This is a genomic window from Acetobacter ascendens, assembly GCF_001766235.1.
Classification (GTDB): Bacteria; Pseudomonadota; Alphaproteobacteria; order Acetobacterales; family Acetobacteraceae; genus Acetobacter; species Acetobacter ascendens.
The window spans coordinates 1,030,558-1,050,272 of the sequence record NZ_CP015164.1 but is presented as its reverse complement, the minus strand read 5'-3'; the positions used below and the strand labels follow the sequence as shown (position 1 = coordinate 1,050,272).

15 protein-coding genes and 3 pseudogenes are annotated in these 19,715 nt (G+C 52.6%); 12 read left to right on the top strand and 6 right to left on the bottom strand.

The genetic code is table 11. From position 1 onward, the window contains the following. Positions 1-44 precede the first annotated feature (44 nt). From A4S02_RS05070 to A4S02_RS05060, 3 genes and pseudogenes are all read left to right on the top strand, one after another. Entirely contained in the window at positions 45-869 is an 825-nt protein-coding gene (locus tag A4S02_RS05070) for an IS5-like element IS12528 family transposase (RefSeq protein WP_082246760.1), read from the top strand. A 16-nt stretch (positions 870-885) separates the two neighbouring features. Further along, positions 886-1,623: pseudogene (locus A4S02_RS05065) on the top strand (SDR family NAD(P)-dependent oxidoreductase); the annotation flags it as partial. Positions 1,624-1,729: 106 nt separating this feature from the next. Continuing rightward, positions 1,730-2,696 (top strand): annotated as a pseudogene (locus A4S02_RS05060) (metallophosphoesterase); the annotation flags it as partial. Positions 2,697-3,156: 460 nt separating this feature from the next. Here A4S02_RS05060 and A4S02_RS05055 read toward each other — a convergent pair. Next, complete coding sequence (locus A4S02_RS05055; RefSeq protein ID WP_070323144.1) at positions 3,157-4,188, bottom strand: IS110 family RNA-guided transposase; 1,032 nt, start codon at positions 4,186-4,188, stop codon at positions 3,157-3,159. Between the two features lie 76 nt (positions 4,189-4,264). Here A4S02_RS05055 and A4S02_RS16035 point away from each other — a divergent pair. The 5 genes and pseudogenes from A4S02_RS16035 to A4S02_RS05035 all read left to right on the top strand — a co-directional run. Continuing rightward, positions 4,265-4,420 (top strand): annotated as a pseudogene (locus A4S02_RS16035) (metallophosphoesterase); the annotation flags it as partial. Positions 4,421-4,697: 277 nt separating this feature from the next. Then, on the top strand, positions 4,698-5,771 hold the full coding sequence (locus tag A4S02_RS05050; protein ID WP_070323143.1) for an alkene reductase: 1,074 nt from the start codon (positions 4,698-4,700) through the stop codon (positions 5,769-5,771). A gap of 197 nt (positions 5,772-5,968) precedes the next feature. Then, entirely contained in the window at positions 5,969-7,636 is a 1,668-nt protein-coding gene (gene pgm / locus A4S02_RS05045; RefSeq protein WP_019088636.1) for a phosphoglucomutase (alpha-D-glucose-1,6-bisphosphate-dependent), read from the top strand. Positions 7,637-7,806: 170 nt separating this feature from the next. Beyond that, complete coding sequence (locus tag A4S02_RS05040; RefSeq protein ID WP_070323142.1) at positions 7,807-9,111, top strand: MFS transporter; 1,305 nt, start codon at positions 7,807-7,809, stop codon at positions 9,109-9,111. A 395-nt stretch (positions 9,112-9,506) separates the two neighbouring features. Next, entirely contained in the window at positions 9,507-9,980 is a 474-nt protein-coding gene (locus A4S02_RS05035; protein WP_228142459.1) for a tannase/feruloyl esterase family alpha/beta hydrolase, read from the top strand. Here A4S02_RS05035 and A4S02_RS14865 read toward each other — a convergent pair. Further along, positions 9,977-10,773, bottom strand: a protein-coding gene (locus A4S02_RS14865; protein ID WP_198912025.1) for an IS5 family transposase whose coding sequence is annotated in 2 segments (ribosomal slippage) — positions 9,977-10,434 and positions 10,434-10,773 — 798 coding nt in all. Because the reading frame shifts where the segments join, the coding sequence is not laid out codon by codon here. The two genes, A4S02_RS05035 and A4S02_RS14865, sit on opposite strands and share 4 nt — an antisense overlap. A gap of 304 nt (positions 10,774-11,077) precedes the next feature. On the opposite strand from A4S02_RS14865, the gene A4S02_RS05020 reads away from it, so the two are divergent. Together A4S02_RS05020 and A4S02_RS05015 are read left to right on the top strand one after the other, a co-directional pair. Then, positions 11,078-12,463 carry an IS1380 family transposase gene (locus A4S02_RS05020; protein WP_070323141.1) on the top strand — a complete coding sequence of 462 codons (1,386 nt, stop codon included), beginning with the start codon at positions 11,078-11,080 and terminating at the stop codon, positions 12,461-12,463. Positions 12,464-12,720: 257 nt separating this feature from the next. Further along, a complete protein-coding gene (locus A4S02_RS05015; RefSeq protein WP_070323094.1) occupies positions 12,721-13,800 on the top strand; it encodes an IS5 family transposase in 1,080 nt (359 codons plus the stop codon). A 208-nt stretch (positions 13,801-14,008) separates the two neighbouring features. Here A4S02_RS05015 and A4S02_RS05010 read toward each other — a convergent pair whose 3' ends face one another. The 3 genes from A4S02_RS05010 to A4S02_RS05000 all read right to left on the bottom strand — a co-directional run bounded on the left by A4S02_RS05010 (position 14,009) and on the right by A4S02_RS05000 (position 16,878). Then, positions 14,009-14,506 (bottom strand): DUF4142 domain-containing protein, encoded by a 498-nt coding sequence (locus A4S02_RS05010; protein ID WP_070323140.1) that lies wholly within the window; start codon positions 14,504-14,506, stop codon positions 14,009-14,011. Then, positions 14,507-15,331 carry an IS5-like element IS12528 family transposase gene (locus A4S02_RS05005; RefSeq protein WP_082246712.1) on the bottom strand — a complete coding sequence of 275 codons (825 nt, stop codon included), beginning with the start codon at positions 15,329-15,331 and terminating at the stop codon, positions 14,507-14,509. It lies immediately after the preceding gene. Positions 15,332-15,504: 173 nt separating this feature from the next. Continuing rightward, positions 15,505-16,878 (bottom strand): Nramp family divalent metal transporter, encoded by a 1,374-nt coding sequence (locus A4S02_RS05000; protein ID WP_070323139.1) that lies wholly within the window; start codon positions 16,876-16,878, stop codon positions 15,505-15,507. A 190-nt stretch (positions 16,879-17,068) separates the two neighbouring features. Between A4S02_RS05000 and mntR the strand changes: the two genes are divergently transcribed. Further along, positions 17,069-17,542, top strand: a complete 474-nt coding sequence (gene mntR, locus A4S02_RS04995) for a manganese-binding transcriptional regulator MntR (protein WP_070323138.1) — start codon at positions 17,069-17,071, stop codon at positions 17,540-17,542. Here the strand turns inward: mntR and A4S02_RS04990 are convergent, their stop codons facing one another. Then, positions 17,543-18,151, bottom strand: coding sequence for a TetR/AcrR family transcriptional regulator (locus tag A4S02_RS04990; RefSeq protein ID WP_070323137.1), 609 nt, complete (start codon positions 18,149-18,151; stop codon positions 17,543-17,545). It lies immediately after the preceding gene. 87 nt (positions 18,152-18,238) lie between these two features. On the opposite strand from A4S02_RS04990, the gene A4S02_RS04985 reads away from it, so the two are divergent. Next, positions 18,239-19,672 carry a coniferyl aldehyde dehydrogenase gene (locus A4S02_RS04985; RefSeq protein WP_070323136.1) on the top strand — a complete coding sequence of 478 codons (1,434 nt, stop codon included), beginning with the start codon at positions 18,239-18,241 and terminating at the stop codon, positions 19,670-19,672. Positions 19,673-19,715 lie beyond the last annotated feature (43 nt).

The window sequence follows — 19,715 nt, the reverse complement described above, 5'->3', positions numbered from 1 at the left end:
TATGATAGGTTTTCAAGAGGTTTTGAGCGTGATTCAAATGCAGGATGTGGACGCCAGCACAACGAGGCCGCATGACCGGAATTACACGCAAGACGAAACGCTATCCGTCTGATCTGACAGATGAGGAATGGGAGCGCATAGCGCCTCTGATGCCCCCTGCGAACCGGCGTGGTCGGAAACGGACAACCGATTTCCGTGAGATCATCAATGCTCTGCGCTATCTCGTGCGCTCAGGCTGCGGTTGGGAGATGCTTCCGGTTCATTTTGGCCCATGGCAAACGGTTTACTGGTGGTTCCGCAGGCTGATGCGCCGTTTCCTGTTCCAGACCATTCATGATGTCTGTCTGATGCTCGATCGTGAAGCGACAGGACGCGAAACCAGTCCATCGGGTGGTGTCATTGATAGCCAGAGTATCAAGGCACCCCACGCAAAGACACGTGGTTATGACGCAGGCAAGAAGATCGTCGGTCGGAAACGTCACATCGCAGTTGATACGGATGGCCGCCTTCTCCTGGTCCAGCTGACAACAGCCGATATTTCGGACAGTGCAGGAGGACAGATGATCCTTGATGCCATTCGTAAACGCTGGCCTTGGGTGAAGCACCTGTTTGCCGATGGAGCCTATGACTGCCTCCAGTTGATGGATAAGGCCACTTTTCTCGACTTCACAGTCGAGATCATCCGGCGGTCAGAGACAGCAAAAGGGTTTGAAATCCTGCCGCGTCGGTGGGTTGTGGAACGGACCTTCGGTTGGATGATCCGCTGGCGTCGCCTTGTGAAGGACTACGAACAGCGGATCGACGTCGCAGAGGCCATGATCCACATCGCCATGGGAAGCCTCATGCTACGCCGAAACGCTCATCCGTGAATTTCCAAAAGGGCTCTTAGACCTCACAGATCTGGCCAGTGTCCGCGCCTGTGCCGATCAACTGAATGCAGCAGGTTTGCCTTTCGATCTGGTAATTGCCAATGCGGGTGTGATGGCCACGCCGTTTGGTCATACGAAGGATGGGTTCGGGACACAGTTCGGCACCAATCATCTGGGGCACTTTGTCCTCGTCAACCGGATAGCAGGGTTGATGCGTCATGGGGCCCGGTTGGTCAATGTCTCTTCGGCCGGACATCGCTTTGCAGATGTTGATCTGAAAGACCCAAATTTCGAGCATACGCCATACGATCCATTCATCGCTTACGGACGTTCCAAAACAGCCAATATCCTTTTTGCCGTTGCGTTTGATGCACGACATCGCGCACGTGGTGTGCGTGCGACAGCGGTGCATCCGGGCGGGATCATGACTGAACTGCCGCGTTATATGCAGGCAGGTGCCATTGAGGCGATGGTGGCGGGGATCAATGAACAGGCTGCTGCAGAAGGCAAACCACCATTTCAGTTCAAGACCATTCCGCAGGGTGCAGCCACATCAGTCTGGGCCGGCGTTGTGGCGGACGCTGACGCAGTTGGTGGCCATTACTGCGAAGACTGCCACGTAAGCCCGGTCGTGCCCGATGATCAGCCTATCAGTTTGGTCAGTGAAGGCGTGCGGGCCTACGCGGTCGATCCCGTTCATGCCGAGGCGCTATGGTCAAAAAGCGAGGAAATGGTCGGGGAAAAATTTTCCTAAAACATCCGTGCCTCTGTCTCTGGCATAACGGATAAAGATGTGTGTAGCCCGGGCGCAGGGGAGGGAAGATGTCTCTCTGCGCTTTCGTGCGAGGATATTAATTGCAATGCACCTTGTTGTTTTCGGCTTGCCCCTTCTTGTCGTGATCCTGAACTGGCTCTGGCCGTTACCATTGCCTTTGGGCCTGAAGATTACTGCGGCTGCTTTGGTAGTGGTGGCAGCACTTTATCACTACTGGTCCCGGCTCTCCTCGGGGTCCGTTTTTGCCCCGGAGTTCCCTCGGCCTATTGTCATCCTATTTAACTGGGCATTCGGGACAATCCTGCTTCTCACGCTACTCCAGATTGCGCTGGATTTTGGTGCATTGCTGGTTGCACTGGTAACGTGGCAGCCGGTTCATATCCCAGTGGGTGCACGGGTGGCCGTGGGGGGTATTGCTGGGGTGCTTGCCGCAATCGGTGTTACCAATGCGCTGCGTGTGCCACCGGTCAGGAACGTGACCGTCACTATTCCCGGCCTGTCACCAGCGTTTGAAGGGTATCGACTGGTCCAGTTGACAGATCTGCATATCAGTCGGCTGTTTCCCGCCAGATGGACAAAGGGAGTTGTAGACCGCACCAATGCGATCGGTGCTGATATGATTGTCGTGACAGGCGATTTTATTGACGGCTCGGTAGCCATGCGTCGTGCTGATGTGGCCCCCCCTTGCACAATTACACGCGCCAGACGGTGTTCTGGCGATTCCGGGAAATCATGAATATTACTTTGATTATACCGACTGGATGCGTCACCTGACGGAATTGGGTTTTCGCATGCAACTGAACCGTCACACGGTCATTTCAAGGGGCAGGGCTGAGTTGGTCATTGCGGGCGTTACCGATCGGTCGGCACCAGCGCATGGGCAGGCTGGCCCCGATCTTGCTGCAGCCCTCGCAGATAGTCCCGCAGGGGCTCCGATCGTACTTCTTGATCACCAACCCGGTGATGCGCGTGGGGCTGCAACTCAAGGTGTCGCCCTTCAATTGTCGGGCCATACGCATGGCGGGATGATCCTCGGTCTCGACCGTCTTATGTGGACGGCCGTTTAAGCGCAATACCTCATATTGTTCTCCCGATGTCATTTCCAAAACGTATTATTCTACCGGCTGGATGATGAATACCGATTTAACGCGAAGACCCGGTCAGATGCGCTTATGTGGACGGCCGTTTAAGCGCAATACCTCATATTGTTCTCCCGATGTCATTTCCAAAACGTATTATTCTACCGGCTGGATGATGAATACCGATTTAACGCGAAGACCCGGTCAGATGCGCTCTTATGTCCGGCCTGTTTATGCGACTTTATGCGCTGGCCATCATGGGTGTGCGCTCACGTGTCAGGCACCAATCTCGTATCGCGTGCTCAGGGGCACAGACGGTCGAACGGTATGGCCTGAACTGTTGCTGAATGACAGTCTTCCCATCACGTCGGTTCGTACATACTGCCGGATCTACCGGAGCAAGCTCCGGTGTCCATCGTTCTGCTGGTGCAGGTCAGCCTGCTGAAACACTGACACCAGCCGGACGATAGATCTCTTTACGTGACAACAACGCCCAGATGATACGAGCCATTTTATTGGCAAGTGCAACTGTTGCCAGACGCCTTGGACGACGCGCCATGAGTTCGCATAGCCACTGACCCGCAGCGCTATCCCACTTATGGGCACGATGAAGCATGGCCGTCGCACCAAGAACCAGCAACGTTCTTATCTGCCGGTTGCCCGTTTTGGTAATCCTTCCCAGACGGGTTTTACCGCCGGTAGAATGCTGACGAGGCACAAGCCCAAGCCAAGCGGCAAAATGGCGCGCAGAGGCGAAGGAGCCAATATCCGCGACCGAGGCGACAATCAGAGAAGCCGTTATGGGACCGACCCCAGGGATGGTCATCAGCCGACGCGCATCCTCATCGCTTTTTGCACGCGCCCGGATCTGCACTTCCAAAGCATCAATGCTCTGAACGACCTTTTCGTAATGCTCAAATAACAATATGGCACTCTGCTTCATGGTAGCCGGCAGGTCGGCTGATGTCTCTATTTTTGCCATCAGTTCTGGCAGATGGCGTGTGCCCAGAGGGGCTATCAGCCCGAACTCGGAAGCAAGAGCCCGTAACGCATTACTCAGCATGGTCTGCTGTTTGACCAGAAGAGCGCGGGTAGAATGCAGTGACAAGACACCTTGCTGCTCTTCGCTCTTGATCGGAACACACATCGTATCAGGATGAATTGCTGCCAGACAGATCGCAGCCGCATCAACAGCATCGTTTTTCTTGCCTTTTTTGACAAATGGTTTGACCCGATCAGGAGGAACCAATCTGACATCATGACCTACGCTGCTGATTACCCGCGCCCAGTAGTGAGCCGAACCACAGGTTTCCAGAACAACTTCACATGGGTCAAGTTTTGCAAAAAATGCTGAAACTTCACTGCGACCAAGCTTGCATTTGAAAACACACTTTCCATTTGCGTCAGCTCCATGAGCCTGAAAAACGGATTTGGCAATATCAAGGCCAATTATGATAGCTTTCATACGGGCGGTCTCCTCCTGATGGTCAGTGAACCTCCATCATGGCACATTGATGCCGCAGGGAGGCCGTCCACCCCATCTTGTTGCGCGTGGGAATAACGGATTTGTATCTGGGCGCTACGATGTGGATGGCATGACGCTTTACGTCAGTAACGGTACCGGGTTGTGGCCGGGCTTCGCGCTGCGGCTAGGCAGGCCTTCCGAGATCACTTGTTTCAGTCTGCATGCGGGATAATATTGGCGCTTTAGCCGCATTTCGCTTCATGTACAGTCATTCTCGTCCGTTTGTGTTTCCCGAAAGTAGGTGCCTTTAATATCCTAGAAAAGGATGTCAACTTGTCTCAACTGGTTTACATCAAGTGGCATCAGATTCTGGGTGAATGGCTACGGGTACTTCCTGTCCCACAATTCAGCCCCTCTTCAATTCATAAGGTTAGAGGCAAGCCTCCTGTTGTAATCGACGTGAGACTTCCCCAACTCATAAGAACCGCGTCTTTTAGGAAGGATCTGTTATGCCCAGCCTGTTTGAGCCGATTGAACTGGGAAGTGTTTACGCCAAAAACAGAATTCTTATGGCGCCACTGACGCGTGGCAGAGCGACCCGTCAGCATGTTCCAACACCCATTATGGCCGAGTATTATGCGCAGCGTGCCAGCGCAGGTCTGATTATCTCGGAAGCAACCGGGATCAGCCGGGAAGGTCTTGGATGGCCTTATGCGCCAGGCCTGTGGTCACAGGAGCAAGTGGAAGCCTGGAAGCCGGTTACTGCGGCTGTGCATGCAAAGGGTGGAAAGATTGTAGCCCAACTCTGGCACATGGGGCGCATGGTGCATTCAAGTGTGACGGGCCAGCAGCCGGTCTCTTGCTCGGCAACAAAGGCGCCTGAGCCACTTCATACTTATGACGGTAAGCAGCCTCCCGAAATTGCCCGCGTCCTTACCAAAGATGACATTGCTCGTATTCTAAACGATTACGAAAAAGCAGCTCGCAATGCTCTTGAGGCCGGCTTTGATGGTGTTCAGATTCACGCAGCCAACGGTTATCTGATCGATGAATTCCTGCGGGACGGTACCAACCATCGCTCTGATGAATATGGTGGTTCTCCTGAAAACCGCATCCGTTTCCTGCGTGAAGTTACGGAGCGGATAATCACCACGATTGGCGCGGACAGAACGTCAGTAAGGCTTTCACCCAATGGCGACACACAGGGGTGCATTGATAGCCACCCCGAACAGGTTTTTGTGCCTGCCGCAAAGCTTTTAAATGATCTCGGTATTGCTTTTCTCGAATTACGCGAACCCGGACCCAATGGCACCTTTGGCAAGACCGATCAGCCGAAGCTGCATGGTCCGATCCGTGAAGTCTTCACGAAACCACTGGTTCTAAATCAGGATTACACACGGGAGGAAGCAATTGAAGCGGTCGCAACCGGTGTGGCTGACGCCATTGCATTCGGTCGGCCTTTCCTTGCTAATCCAGATTTGGTGTATTGTCTGGAAGATAACCTTCCCCTGAACAAAGATGACATCCGTACATGGTACACGCAGGGGGCAGAAGGTTATACCGATTATCCATTTGCTCGGTGAAGCCTCATCATTTTCTAAAAGCTCCTTTTTAGATAAAAGGGGCTTTCATTTTTTCTGTAGGAAAATTGAGATACTGGGTGAAACTGAGCAAAGTCTTGAGTGCGTGAGAAGGCTTGCAGGTGGACGTAGCCATTACCGGCCTGTAAGAGAATTTGTAGAATATACGCGTTTTTCATATCGTATTTCGGGAGTAGTGAATGCCCAGCGTAAGCCCATTTGCCGGCAAACCGGTCAATCCGGATCGTCTTGTCAATATCGACGCCCTGCTTGACGCCTATTATACCCGCAAGCCCGATCCCGCCATTGCAACGCAGCGTGTGGCGTTTGGCACATCGGGGCATCGTGGGTCTTCGCTGACTACCAGTTTCAATGAAAATCACATCCTGTCGATTAGTCAGGCGATTGCCGACTATCGCAAGGGCGCAGGTATTACCGGACCTCTGTTCATCGGTATTGATACCCACGCGCTATCACGACCGGCGCTGAAGTCTGCGCTGGAAGTGTTTGCCGCCAATGGTGTGGAAGTTCGCATTGATGCGCAGGATGGCTACACCCCCACGCCGGTCATCTCGCACGCGATCCTGACTTATAATCGCGGACGTAGCAGCGGTCTGGCAGATGGCGTGGTGATTACGCCATCACACAACCCGCCAGAAGATGGTGGCTACAAGTACAATCCTCCCCATGGCGGCCCGGCGGATACTGATATCACCAAGGTGGTGGAAGGTGCAGCCAACGATTACATGGCCAAAAGCATGGAAGGGGTGAAGCGCGTTAGTCTTGAAGATGCGCTGAAAGCCGCCACCACAAAGCGCCATGACTACATCACTCCGTATGTGGACGATCTGGCTGCCGTGGTGGACATGGATGTTATTCGCGAAGCTGGAGTATCCATTGGTATCGATCCGTTGGGTGGGGCTGCGGTGGATTACTGGCAGCCGATCATTGACAAATACGGTATCAACGCCACGATCGTCAGTAAGGATGTGGACCCGACCTTCCGTTTCATGACCGCCGACTGGGATGGGCAGATCCGCATGGACTGCTCTTCGCCTTACGCCATGGCGCGTTTGGTGAAGATGAAGGACAAATTCGATATCGCCTTTGCCAATGATACCGATGCTGACCGTCATGGCATCGTGTCTGGCAAATATGGGTTGATGAACCCCAACCATTATTTGGCAGTTGCGATTGAATATCTGTTCAACAACCGCAAAAACTGGAACGCCAATGCGGGCGTAGGCAAGACGGTGGTCAGCAGCAGCATGATCGACCGCGTGGCCAAGGAAATCAGCCGTAAGCTGGTGGAAGTGCCGGTTGGGTTTAAGTGGTTTGTTGATGGTTTGTACCACGGCACATTGGGCTTTGGTGGGGAAGAAAGTGCGGGTGCATCCTTCCTGCGCCGTGATGGCACGGTTTGGAGCACAGACAAGGATGGTATTATCCTTGGCTTGCTGGCAGCCGAGATTACGGCTCGTACCAAGCGTACCCCCGGGGCTGCGTATGAGGACATGACCAAACGCCTTGGTACGCCGTACTACGCGCGTATTGATGCCCCAGCCAACCCGGAACAGAAGGCTATCTTGAAAAATCTATCGCCTGAGCAGATTGGTATGACTGAACTGGCGGGTGAGCCGATTATTAGTACTTTAACCAATGCGCCGGGTAACGGGGCAGCCATTGGCGGGCTAAAGGTTTCTGCTAAGGATGGCTGGTTTGCAGCTCGTCCATCGGGCACGGAAAATGTCTATAAAATCTACGCTGAAAGCTTTAAAAGCGAGGCGCACCTCAAGGCCATTCAGACCGAAGCACAAGATGCAATTTCTGCCTTGTTCACTAAGGCATCTGAGAAGAAGGCTGACTGATTTTTGAGTAACTCCTATGCCCTATCATTGGGGCATGGGTTAGTGCCATCTACCCGTCATGGGTAGGTGGCATTTTTTTTGCGGTATCGCAAAAGATCTGGCCCGGCTTGTCGTTTTATAACCACATGATAGCGTAAGGCTTGGTCTGAATTTTCATGGAAAGCAGGGTAATGGAGAACAAACAGACGCTTTCCGTAAAAGAAAAGATGGCCTACGGGTGTGGTGATGCTGCCTCCAACATGATGTGGGGTATGACGTCATCCTACCTCATGTATTATTATACAGATATATATGGTCTACCGCTGATTGCCGTATCGTGGATACTTCTAGTGGCGCGTGTTGTAGATGCCTTCTGCGATCCGGCCATCGGCTATGTTGTGGACCGTTTGGGCGGCCTGATCGTGCCGCGCCTGATCCGGGTTCTTGCCATTCCCTTTGGCCTAACAGGCTTTCTGTGTTTTCTTGCCCTCCCGCTTTCACCTATGGGTAAGGTCCTATGGGCAGTGCTGACCTATATCGTATTCGGTGCGATTTATTCATGCATCAACACGCCCTATGGTGTGCTCGCTGTTATGATAAGCCGTTCCGCAACGCAGCGGGTTGGCTTGAATGCATTCCGCATGATGGGCTGTCAGGCCGGGTCGTTGTTTGTGGCGCTGCTAACTATTCCCGCCATTAGCTGGCTGGGTGGGGGCGAAAGTGTGGCACAGCACCAGTATGGCATGGCGGTGTATGTGCTGGCGCTGTCAATTCTGGGGAGTGTTTTATGGCTGTGTGTGGCGCGCGGCTGCACCGTAAGGCATCCGCCAGCGCCTGTCCGACAGAACCTGACGGTAACGTTGCAGCATCTATGTGGAAACAGGCCCTGGGTGCTGAGTAATCTGCTCGCATTCTTCTATTTTGTGGGGCAGACTGCTCTGTTCGGGTTTGCCCTGTATTACGCCCGCATTATTCTGGGTGGCACGGAGCAACTTGGTGCCAATATTATCACCTTCATTACCGTCCTGCTGTTTGCAGGGGTGCCCACGTGCCTTCCGCTTGCCAAACGTGTGGGAACTATCCGTAGCGGGATTATATGCCTGATCGCACAGGGAGCAGCCTATCTGGCAATGGCTATGGCTGGTGCGTCCATGATAGGTTTTTTCCTGTCTGTAGCGCTTCTGGCATTGGCTCAGGGCGTGATGTCTCCGCTGTATTACACCTTACTGGCGGAAGCCGTGGATAATGGTGATCCGCAGACCTCAACTGGCTCGCCTGGTCTGGCTTATTCAATCAATACATGGGTCACTAAACTGGCGATGGGGGTAACTGGCTTCGTTCTGGCGCAGTTCCTGTCACAAGGCCATTACGTTGAGGGTGGAATTGCTCAGCCGTTGGAATTGTCTGCATGGATTGCTGCGGGCTTTGTATGGTTGCCACTGGGGGCGGTATGTATGCAGGCGCTTTGCCTTCTGGCATGGCCCAACAAGAAATAAATGTTCTGCCGGTGTTGTAATTTTATGGGTAATGCAGAGTAACGGGTTCTGAATTGCTGTATTTATTATAAAAGCATACATTCTATTCAGTGCATCATTTCGGTTAACACAAATGAAAAGAATACCTCTAAATTTGATTGCTTTGTGCGGAATTGTGGGTGCAGTGCCCGGCTGGTCAAAGTGACACCTCACACTGCCTGACGGGGGAGGAAACACAGGCTGCCCTACGGCTTTACAAAGGGGCTACGGATGGGGCTGGGCATCCTTACATTATTGGCGGCCCATTGCCGCGGGATCGGAACTACAATGGGAGCTCCCAGCCACAGCGCAAGGAGCCAAGGCATTGCGGTTTCTGCCATTGCTTATGTTATCCCATCGGAGGTGGATGATCGGAGGTGGATGAAAAGGCGACTGACCTGACGGGCTTCCACTTTGATGATGCATCCTTTGCCTACATGACCAAACTGGCGCCGTTGTATAATGCTGAGAACACAAATTTCCATTCGTTTCACAAGCGTGGCGGTCACCTTATTCTGTGGCACGGCTTGGCGGATCAGTCGATTTCGCCTTTGAACACCATTGCGTATTATCAAGGCGTGCAGCGAGAAATGGGCGTGGAGCAGACCGACAGCTTCCTGAAATTTTACCTGCTGCCCGGTGTCGGACATTGTCGTAACGGCGAGGGTTTTCTGCCGGTCGATTTTCTAACCCCGCTCATGGCTTGGACGGAAACCGAGACGATGCCTAACACTATCCGCACCGAACGGCCAGTGCTGGGTGAAGGGCCGATGTTGCCGCCACTGGGTGAACACGGCAAGCCAACTGCAGGTGGGCAGATCCACATGGCTCCCATGCCTAGGGCCTGTTAGCACTTGATCCAGTCTGCGGCTGCAGCGATGTGTATGACGGCCAGGAACGACGCTGCGGTTTTCTCGTATCTGGTTGCAACAGCACGCCACTCCTTGAGACGGGCCCAGAGGTTCTCGACCAGGTGCCGACACCGATAGACCCATCTGGGGCAGGCAACCGGCGCATCGCGTCGTTTTGCGGGAATGGCCGGTCGGGCTCCCATGTCCCAGATACGTTCACGGAAGGCGTCCGAGGCATAGCCCTTGTCCGCCACCACCCACAAAGGAATGGCGGGAAGGCTATCGAGCATATCTGGAGCCAGCGGCAGTTCATGGGCCTGGCCGGGCGCCAGGGCAAAACCAACAGCCTTTCCATGCCCGTCTGCTATCACGCAGACTTTTGTGCCATAGCCGCCGCGAGAGCGGCCAAGTGCTTCACGATGGTCTCGCTCTTCAAAAGAGCCCCCTTTTTTGGGGCTCCCGCCGCCTTGTGGTGAGCTCTGATATTCGTGCCATCCAGAAAAGTCATGCCGAGTGCTACTCCCTGTTGTTCCTGAACCAGTGCGAGCAGGCGTTCCCACACACCCAGCTTCGCCCAGCGGATGAAAAGCTGCGCCGCTCGCCACCATGGACCCAGTTCAGCGGGGATGCTCCGCCATTTCGCGCCATTCTCATGACGCCAGAAAATTGCTGCTATCGTACGCCGCAGATCATGTGGCGGCGTCTTGCCCCTTGGGCGAACCGCCTCAATCAGAGGTTCCCAGATCGCCCATGTCTCGTCCGTAAAGGTGCCTGTTCTGTCTCCTTCTTCCATCCCTACAATATGGGAAGAAATTCAAGATCTAACAGGCCCTAGCCAGCCTTATGCACAGGCTAATGTCGCGTCGACTGCCAGCAATCCAGTTTATCCCTATCCATATATTGTGCAGTATACTGGAACAGGGGACGTGAAGGATGCACAGAATTACCGGCCTGTGAAATCGCCAGTGTTCGTGCCCATGATATTTGCAAGTGGAGGGTTCGACGCGGAAATCTCACGGAAGGGTTGTACATCGGGTTAGATTATGAAAAAGTCTATTTTGTGTAAAAGAAATTTTCGTAAGCTATAAGAAAACCCGATGCAGACAGAGTGTAGCGCAGGCGCGTATGAGTTTCCAGCCTCCTATGGACGGCGTGTTGTAGCCCGTTTTGACGGGGGTCGCATGAGTTCGGATGGCGGTGTCATCCTGGTAAAGCAGGTCGATGATAGTCTGGGGTTCAGTCGCCGTTTTGCTGCATGTTTTCGCGATGAGCGGCATCCTGCCTTTGTGGAATACCGGGTTGAAGACCTTGTCCGTCAGCGGATCATGGGCCTGGCACTGGGCTATGAAGACCTTAATGACCATGACGCTTTACGTCATGATCCTGTCATGGGTCTGGTATCGGGACGTCTGTCAGGAAGCCGGGCCAACTGTGCGGCACTGGCAGGAAAATCCACGCTGAACCGGCTAGAGCGCAGTGGGCAGCAGGCAGATCGTTACTGCCGCATCATTGCTGATCATGAGGCCCTGGCTACCCTGTTCGTGACGCTTTTCATGGACCAGCATGAGCGCGCACCCGCCCGGATCGTTCTGGATGTGGATGCCACCGATGACCGTATCCATGGCCATCAGGAAGGCCGGGCCTTTCATGGATATTACGGCCATAACTGCTATCTTCCCCTGTATGTCTTCTGCGGGGACCATCTCCTCAGCGCTACCCTGCGCACGGCAGACAGGGACCCGAGGAAGGAAGCACTGGCAGACATCCGCCGGATCGTGGAGCAGATCAGGAGCCGCTGGCCCCGGGTGCGTATCCTGGTGCGTGGGGACAGCGGTTTCGCCCGGGACAGTCTGATGACATGGTGCGAAGACAACCACGTTGACTTCCTGTTTGGGCTTGCAGGCAACACCCGCCTGTATGACCGGATTGCCTCTTTGTCCGCTGAGGTTCGTGACGAAGCCGCCACGACAGGCAAAGCGGCGCGCGGCTTTGCCTCCTTTGACTGGATCACAAAGGACAGCTGGACGCGCCGCAGGCGGGTCGTGGCCAAGGCCGAATGGCGCCACGGCAACCGCTATCATCGCTTTATTGTCACCACGCTACCGCAGGGAATGTCCGACCCCCGCCATCTCTACGAACAGATTTACTGCGCACGCGGGGATATGGAAAACCGCATCAAGGAATGCCAGATGGATCTGTTCTCAGACAGGACCTCGTCCCACACCATCCGGGCCAACCAGCTCCGGCTGTGGTTCTCGGCCGCTGCCTATGTCCTGCTGACCGCTCTGCAAAGACTGGCCCTTGGCCAGACCAGCCTGGAGACGGCGACCTGTGGCACCATACGCGCACGACTGCTCAAAATCGCGACACGTGTCACGCTCAGCGTCCGTCGGATTGTCCTGTCCATGCCGGACATGTTCCCCTGTCAGCATGAATTCGCCCTCGCTCATGCACGATTGCGAAGGCTCCGGCAGGCCATCTGAAGAAACAGACCGCGCACAGACCACATAGCTTCCACCAACACTGCCTTCTCAGGCCGTGACACCCTCACTGCGTTCAGAACCCGCCGCCAGAAGCAGAATATCGTCAATATTCCAGATCGGGCTCCTGTGGGATGACTGAACTCTACAAAATGACCTGAAATTGCCTCAAGTGTGAGAAATCCGCGTTGAAAAACCCTTTGGTTCTGAGCTGTTCTGTGTGATTCCATTTCTTCGGCGTTGATTGGGGATGGTGGAAGATGAAGCAGCCTGGTTTCTTTGATGTTGAAGAGCGCCTTGCTCGGCTGAGCGGGCTTGGCGATCAGCTGGAGGCCTTTTCCCGGACTGTGGATTTTGAGGTGTTCCGCCCTGATCTGGAGCTGGCTCTGGCCTATTCAGACGGAAGTAAAGGCGGACGTCCGCCGTTTGATCCGGTGCTGATGTTCAAAATTCTGGTCATCCAGACGTTGAACAATTTGTCTGATGAACGGACAGAGTATCTGATCAACGACCGCCTGTCGTTCATGCGCTTTCTGGGATTGGGGCTGTCGGACCGCGTGCCGGATGCCAAAACGGTCTGGCTGTTTCGTGAGCGTTTGACACAGGCGGGTGCCATTGAAAGGCTGTTTGACCGATTTGACGCGACCCTGCGGAACGCCGGTTATCTCCCGATGTCTGGTCAGATCCTGGATGCAACACTGGTGGCTGCTCCAAAGCAGCGCAATACGAACGCTGAGAAAGCGGATCTCCGGGCAGGACGTATTCCAGAAGACTGGCAGGACAAGCCCGCAAAGAGGTCGCATAAGGATCGTCATGCACGATGGACACTTAAGTTCACGAAGGCGAAGCGGCAGGACGATGGAACCATACCGTCGAGCGATCTCGCCATCCCGTTCTTTGGCTACAAATCCCACGTCTCCATCGACCGGAAGTTTCGGTTCATCCGAAAATGGAAGACGACGGATGCCGCCGCCAGTGATGGTGCGCGATTGAGAGAGGGGCTGTTAGATAAAACCAATACGGCCTCAAGCGTTTGGGCTGATACAGCTTATCGCTCGAAAGCGAATGAGGACTTCATGGACAAAGAGGGTTTTGTCTCAAAGGTTCACAGAAAAAAGCCGCATCTCAAGCCTATGCCCCGACATATCCAGAAATCGAATGCTGGAAAGTCCGTGATCCGATCACGCGTCGAGCACGTCTTTGCCGACCAGAAATCACAGACGGGGTTGTTCATCCGAACTGTCGGTATCACCCGGGCCACCATGAGGATCGGGCTGGCCAATATCGTCTACAACATGCGCCGCTTCCTCTTCCTCGAAAGGTTGAACGCGAGCGCGTAGTCATCCAGCGGGACGGCAGTCCCCGATCTGCTCAAAACGCAGATCAAAAGCTACCCCAAAAACCGTCAATCAAATCGCCAAAAGCCTGAAATCACGAGCCAAGCGCATCAACCAACGGTTCTTCGATCCCTCCAAGTCACGAAGTAACAAAAACTGTGCCGCCCGACTTTTAACGTCGGACGGACTTAATAGGTCAAGTTGGGACCATTCACTTTATTTGTGATTGATACGTTGTGATTTTTGTATTGGTGTCGGTGGCAAGCTTAACCAAATCTGTATTTTTAGATGTGGTGATTTCTGCCGTAATGGCTGATTTCATCTTGGTTGTGCTGCTCATGAAATAGCGAGAGTAGCCTCGGTCAAACGCCGCGCCATATAAATGTTGCAGCCGATCAATAATTTTTTGGTTTTGAGCAGAGGGTTTTGTAGGCAGAGTTAAGGTGTGATCTGTTGCCAGTTTAGTGAGCGTATCATGGTTTGCCGTCAGGTCTTTTACGATAGTCGGGCTGAGAAGAGCGATATCGTTGCGAGCTGAATGGGTTTTGGCAAGGTTTGCTAACGCAATATGGGTGAGATCCATTTCATTAAGTTGTTGGACAAAATTTGCATCAGCAGACGTAAAAGGTGCAGCTTTTGCCAGAGCAGGCAAAGGAGGGGCAGGGGGCTGACCAGGGCTAATACAGGCGCTCAGAGCCCTTTTGGAAATTCACGGATGAGCGTTTCGGCGTAGCATGAGGCTTCCCATGGCGATGTGGATCATGGCCTCTGCGACGTCGATCCGCTGTTCGTAGTCCTTCACAAGGCGACGCCAGCGGATCATCCAACCGAAGGTCCGTTCCACAACCCACCGACGCGGCAGGATTTCAAACCCTTTTGCTGTCTCTGACCGCCGGATGATCTCGACTGTGAAGTCGAGAAAAGTGGCCTTATCCATCAATTGGAGGCGGTCATAGGCTCCATCGGCAAACAGGTGCTTCACCCAAGGCCAGCGTTTACGAATGGCATCAAGGATCATCTGTCCTCCTGCACTGTCCGAAATATCGGCTGTTGTCAGCTGGACCAGGAGAAGGCGGCCATCCGTATCAACTGCGATGTGACGTTTCCGACCGACGATCTTCTTGCCTGCGTCATAACCACGTGTCTTTGCGTGGGGTGCCTTGATACTCTGGCTATCAATGACACCACCCGATGGACTGGTTTCGCGTCCTGTCGCTTCACGATCGAGCATCAGACAGACATCATGAATGGTCTGGAACAGGAAACGGCGCATCAGCCTGCGGAACCACCAGTAAACCGTTTGCCATGGGCCAAAATGAACCGGAAGCATCTCCCAACCGCAGCCTGAGCGCACGAGATAGCGCAGAGCATTGATGATCTCACGGAAATCGGTTGTCCGTTTCCGACCACGCCGGTTCGCAGGGGGCATCAGAGGCGCTATGCGCTCCCATTCCTCATCTGTCAGATCAGACGGATAGCGTTTCGTCTTGCGTGTAATTCCGGCCATGCGGCCTCGTTGTGCTGGCGTCCACATCCTGCCTTTGAATCACGCTCAAAACCTCTTGAAAACCTATCATAGCGAATTTCCAAAAGGGCTCTAAGAACGTACAGATAAAAGCAGCAACGAGAAAAGGCTTCTGTATTAAGTTTGTAAAAATTTTCATGTTCCAGATAAAGATTTTGTAGGTAACAGCGTGTGTAGATATTCTATAAAATTGTATCATATAAAAGTTTAAAATTGAGAACCAGAATAAGAGCAGCCATACCCCAGGCAAAAATGGTTGTTTTACGAGAAATGACAAGCTCCCCCATTTTCTGGCGGTCAGATACAAACAGAATTAAAGGGATAACGGCAAAAGGGAGTTGCATGGATAAGATAACCTGGCTGAGCATCAGCAGTTCTCCCACCCCTTTATTACCGTAAAGAGCGGTCACCACTATAACAGGAATAATGGCAAGGCCGCGTGTGAGCAGCCGTTGCAACCAGTGCGGTATTTTTAACCGTAAAAAGCCTTCCATAATAATTTGCCCAGCCAACGTGCCGGTAACAGTTGAATTCGTTCCGGCGGCCAAAAGGGCAACCGCAAACAGGGTTGATGCAATACCTAAGCCAAGAACGGGAGAGAGCAGGCGGTAGGCGTCCTCAATTTCCGCAACATTCTGATGGCCCGTTGTATGGAAAGCGGATGCGGCAACAATCAAAATGGCAGCATTAATGAACAATGCCAGCACAAGAGCAATTGAGCTATCCCATGTAGCCCACCGGATAGCCTCCCTACGTCCAGATACAGTGTGCTCAAACGCACGTGTCTGTACGATAGATGAATGAAGATACAAATTATGCGGCATGACCGTAGCGCCAATAATGCCGATGGCAATGTAAAGCATATGGCTGTTGGTCATGATTTCGGGTGAGGGAATAAAGCCTTTGAGCACTTCAGCAACAGGTGGAGCCGCAGCCACAATCTGCACGCCAAAACAGATAGCAATAATGCTGAGCAATACAATCACAAACGCTTCCAGATATCGGAAACCACGGTTCATTAAAAACAGCACAAGAAAGGCATCAAGAACCGAAATAATGGTACCTCCTAAAAGCGGAATACCAAACAAAAGCTGAAGTGCTACGGCTGTGCCAATAACCTCAGCCAGATCACACGCAATAATGGCAAGTTCGCAAGCCAGCCACAGAACAATATTGATAACTGGTGGAAAATGATCTCGACAAGCTTGAGCCAGATCACGACCTGTTGCAATGCCCAATCTGACAGAGAGAGCCTGCAGAAGAATGGCCATCAGGTTTGAAAGCATGATGACGGCAAGCAGCGTATACCCAAACTGAGCACCGCCTTGTAAATCAGTCGCCCAGTTGCCGGGGTCCATATATCCTACGGAAACCATGTAACCCGGCCCGACAAAAGCCAGAAAGCGCTTGAACCACGATGTATTTGCCGCCGGCAATTTAATGCTGGCAAAAGATTCCGGCAAACTTTGGCTGCCTGCTTCTGTCGTTTTAGCAAAACGCCATGCAGCTTTTTGGGCAGACAACGGTGGAGCAGGAGCTTGCGAGTCTTGAGGCATAAATTCAGACTAAACTGTACCTGATTAAAATATGCAACATGCTATATTAGAAAGCACAAGGAAACTTTTGGTTGCAGTGTATGTGCATAATGTCCAGCGCAAGATATTCCATTTGGAATACTTTATGCTTAATGGAATATCTTGACGGCATGGAGCCAACGAAGCCCTACGGACCGGTTGGAAAAAGAGAATGCAACAAACTTTTGATACAGCAGATACGCTACCCGATGCACAAACGCATTCAGAAGGTTTTCGCATCAGCCGTGTAGCGCGGCAACATGCCATTATTGAAGATTACGTAGAACTTATTGCAGACCTTCTGGATGAAGGGCAGGAGGCCCGGCAAGTTGATTTGGCAACGCGGCTGGGTGTTTCTCAGCCAACCGTGGCCAAAATGTTGACGCGCCTGAGCGATGAAGGTTTGGTTGCACGCAAACCTTATCGCGGTATTTTTTTAACGCCCGAGGGGCGTGCACTGGCGGAAAAAGTGCGCACACGGCATCGCATTGTTGAAGCATTTCTTCTGGCTCTTGGTGTGAGCCCATGCAATGCACGGATTGATGCAGAAGGTCTGGAACATTACGTGGGCGCTGAAACACTAAAAGCGTTTCAGCTTGCCATAGATGCTGGTTTGGAGGACTTCATGCAAAAAGCCAGAGCCTAATCAACTCCTGTGGCACATGCCATCCAGTAGCACATCGAGTGCGGCTTCAACCGGATCTGATCCAACCTTCTCTTCAAGAAGCTGACCACTAATCGCGAGCATGGCAAGACCATGCACCTGTGCCCAACTGGCTGCCGCTTGTGCATTGATGGCAACTGGGCGGAAACTGCCATTGTGCTGCCCTTCTTCAAGAAGTTTCAGAAGGATCTCGAATGTATTCATAGCCGTGCTCTGCAATTCAGGATCAATCGTCTTGTCCGCATCGGAGCTGAACATCAGGCGATAAAGACCGGGGTTGCAGAGCGCAAATTCTATACAAGCCTGCGCCGCAGCCACAAATTGCATGCGTGATGAAGATTGGTTTGAGGATATGGCAGCCATCATGGCCTCTCCAAGCCTAAAGAAACCGATCTGGGCAAGTTCCCGTAGCAACATCTCTTTATCTCGGAAATGTTTGTAAGGCGCAGCGTGGCTCACGCCGGTACGGCGCGCGACTTCTCTTAAGGTAAAAGTCCAGTTTTGGTCTGCCGCCAGCATGGCAAGCGCTGTGTTGATGAGAGCGTGGCGCAGATCACCATGATGATAGGGACGGTCCTTCATTTCACTCATTTGTGAGGTCCATGTTTACAGCAGAAACTTTGTTGACACCAATGCGTTATGCTTCATATCCTGCCTGCATAAGTTTCTCCTGTAAACATGGAGGGCATAATGTCCGATACTGTTTCAGCTTCTGCTACAGCAACTGATCTACCAAAGTTACTAGATCGCCAGCGTACCGCGTTCTTGCGTAATGGGCCTCCTAGCTTACGGCAGCGGCAGACCGATCTGCGTCGCCTGAAAGCCGAAATACTGAAGCGACGAACCGATATTGTTCAGGCTTTGAATACAGATTTCGGACAGCGCTCAGAGCGTGAAAGTGCCATTGTGGAACTAATTCCGCTGGTGCAATCCATTAACTACATGATCCGACACGTAGGACGTTGGATGAAGCCGGAACGTCGCCACGTTTCCGCGTATTTCCAGTTTGGCCATGCATGGGTGATCCGGCAGCCTGTTGGTGTTGCGGGGATTATTGCACCGTGGAATTATCCAGTTTTTCTTGCCCTCGTGCCGCTGGCTACAGCAATTGCAGCTGGCAACCGTGCTATGCTCAAGCCTTCAGAATTTACGCCAGCCACATCCGCCGTGATTGAGAAGATTGTTCAAGCTGTTTTCTCGCCAGAACAGGTTGTTGTTGTCACAGGGGATGCAGAACTAGGTGCAGCGTTTTCTGCTTTGCCGTTCGATCATATCCTGTTCACCGGCAGTACTGCTGTGGGAAAGAAAGTTGCGGCCGCTGCTGCTCGAAATCTAACTCTAATCACGCTAGAGCTTGGCGGCAAATCTCCTACGGTGATTGAGCCTGATTTTCCCATGGCACGAGTAGTGGACCGGATAGCATTCGGTAAACTTACCAACGCCGGACAAACCTGTATCGCGCCAGACTACGTGCTGCTGCATGAAAATGATTTGGATGCTTTTACCGCAGTCTATCAGAATATCATAAGGAAGTTGTACCCGGATGGCTTTGCAGGGTCATCAGATTATACGGCCATTCTCAACCAACATCACTACGAACGGTTGACCGGCCTGATTAACAATGCGGAGGCTCAAGGCGCACAGGTCATCCATTTAGGGCGAGATTCACAAGAGCATCATGTCATGGCTCCCGTACTTCTGCTGAATGTCACCCCCCAGATGACGGTTATGCAGGAGGAAATTTTTGGGCCCATTCTGCCGGTATTAACCTACAGAAAACTTGATGAAGCGATTGCCTTTATTAATGCTCGACCACGACCACTTGCATTGTATTATTTTGGGAGTGACCGTAATGCGTGTAAGAAAGTATTGAAATATACAATTTCAGGAAATGTTACAATCAATGGCACTTTGTTACATGTTGCGCAGGACGATTTGCCTTTTGGCGGCGTAGGGGACAGTGGCATTGGGGCATATCATGGGAAGGAGGGGTTTATCGCCCTTACCCATGCGCGTGGGGTCTACCAACAGGGCCGTTTTAATGCCGCAACGCTGCTTCAGCCTCCTTTCGGAAAGCTTACGACTGCGATCACAAATTTACTTCTGAGATAATATCCTGATTTTATTCAAATAAAGTTCTAAAGTTTCATGAGCA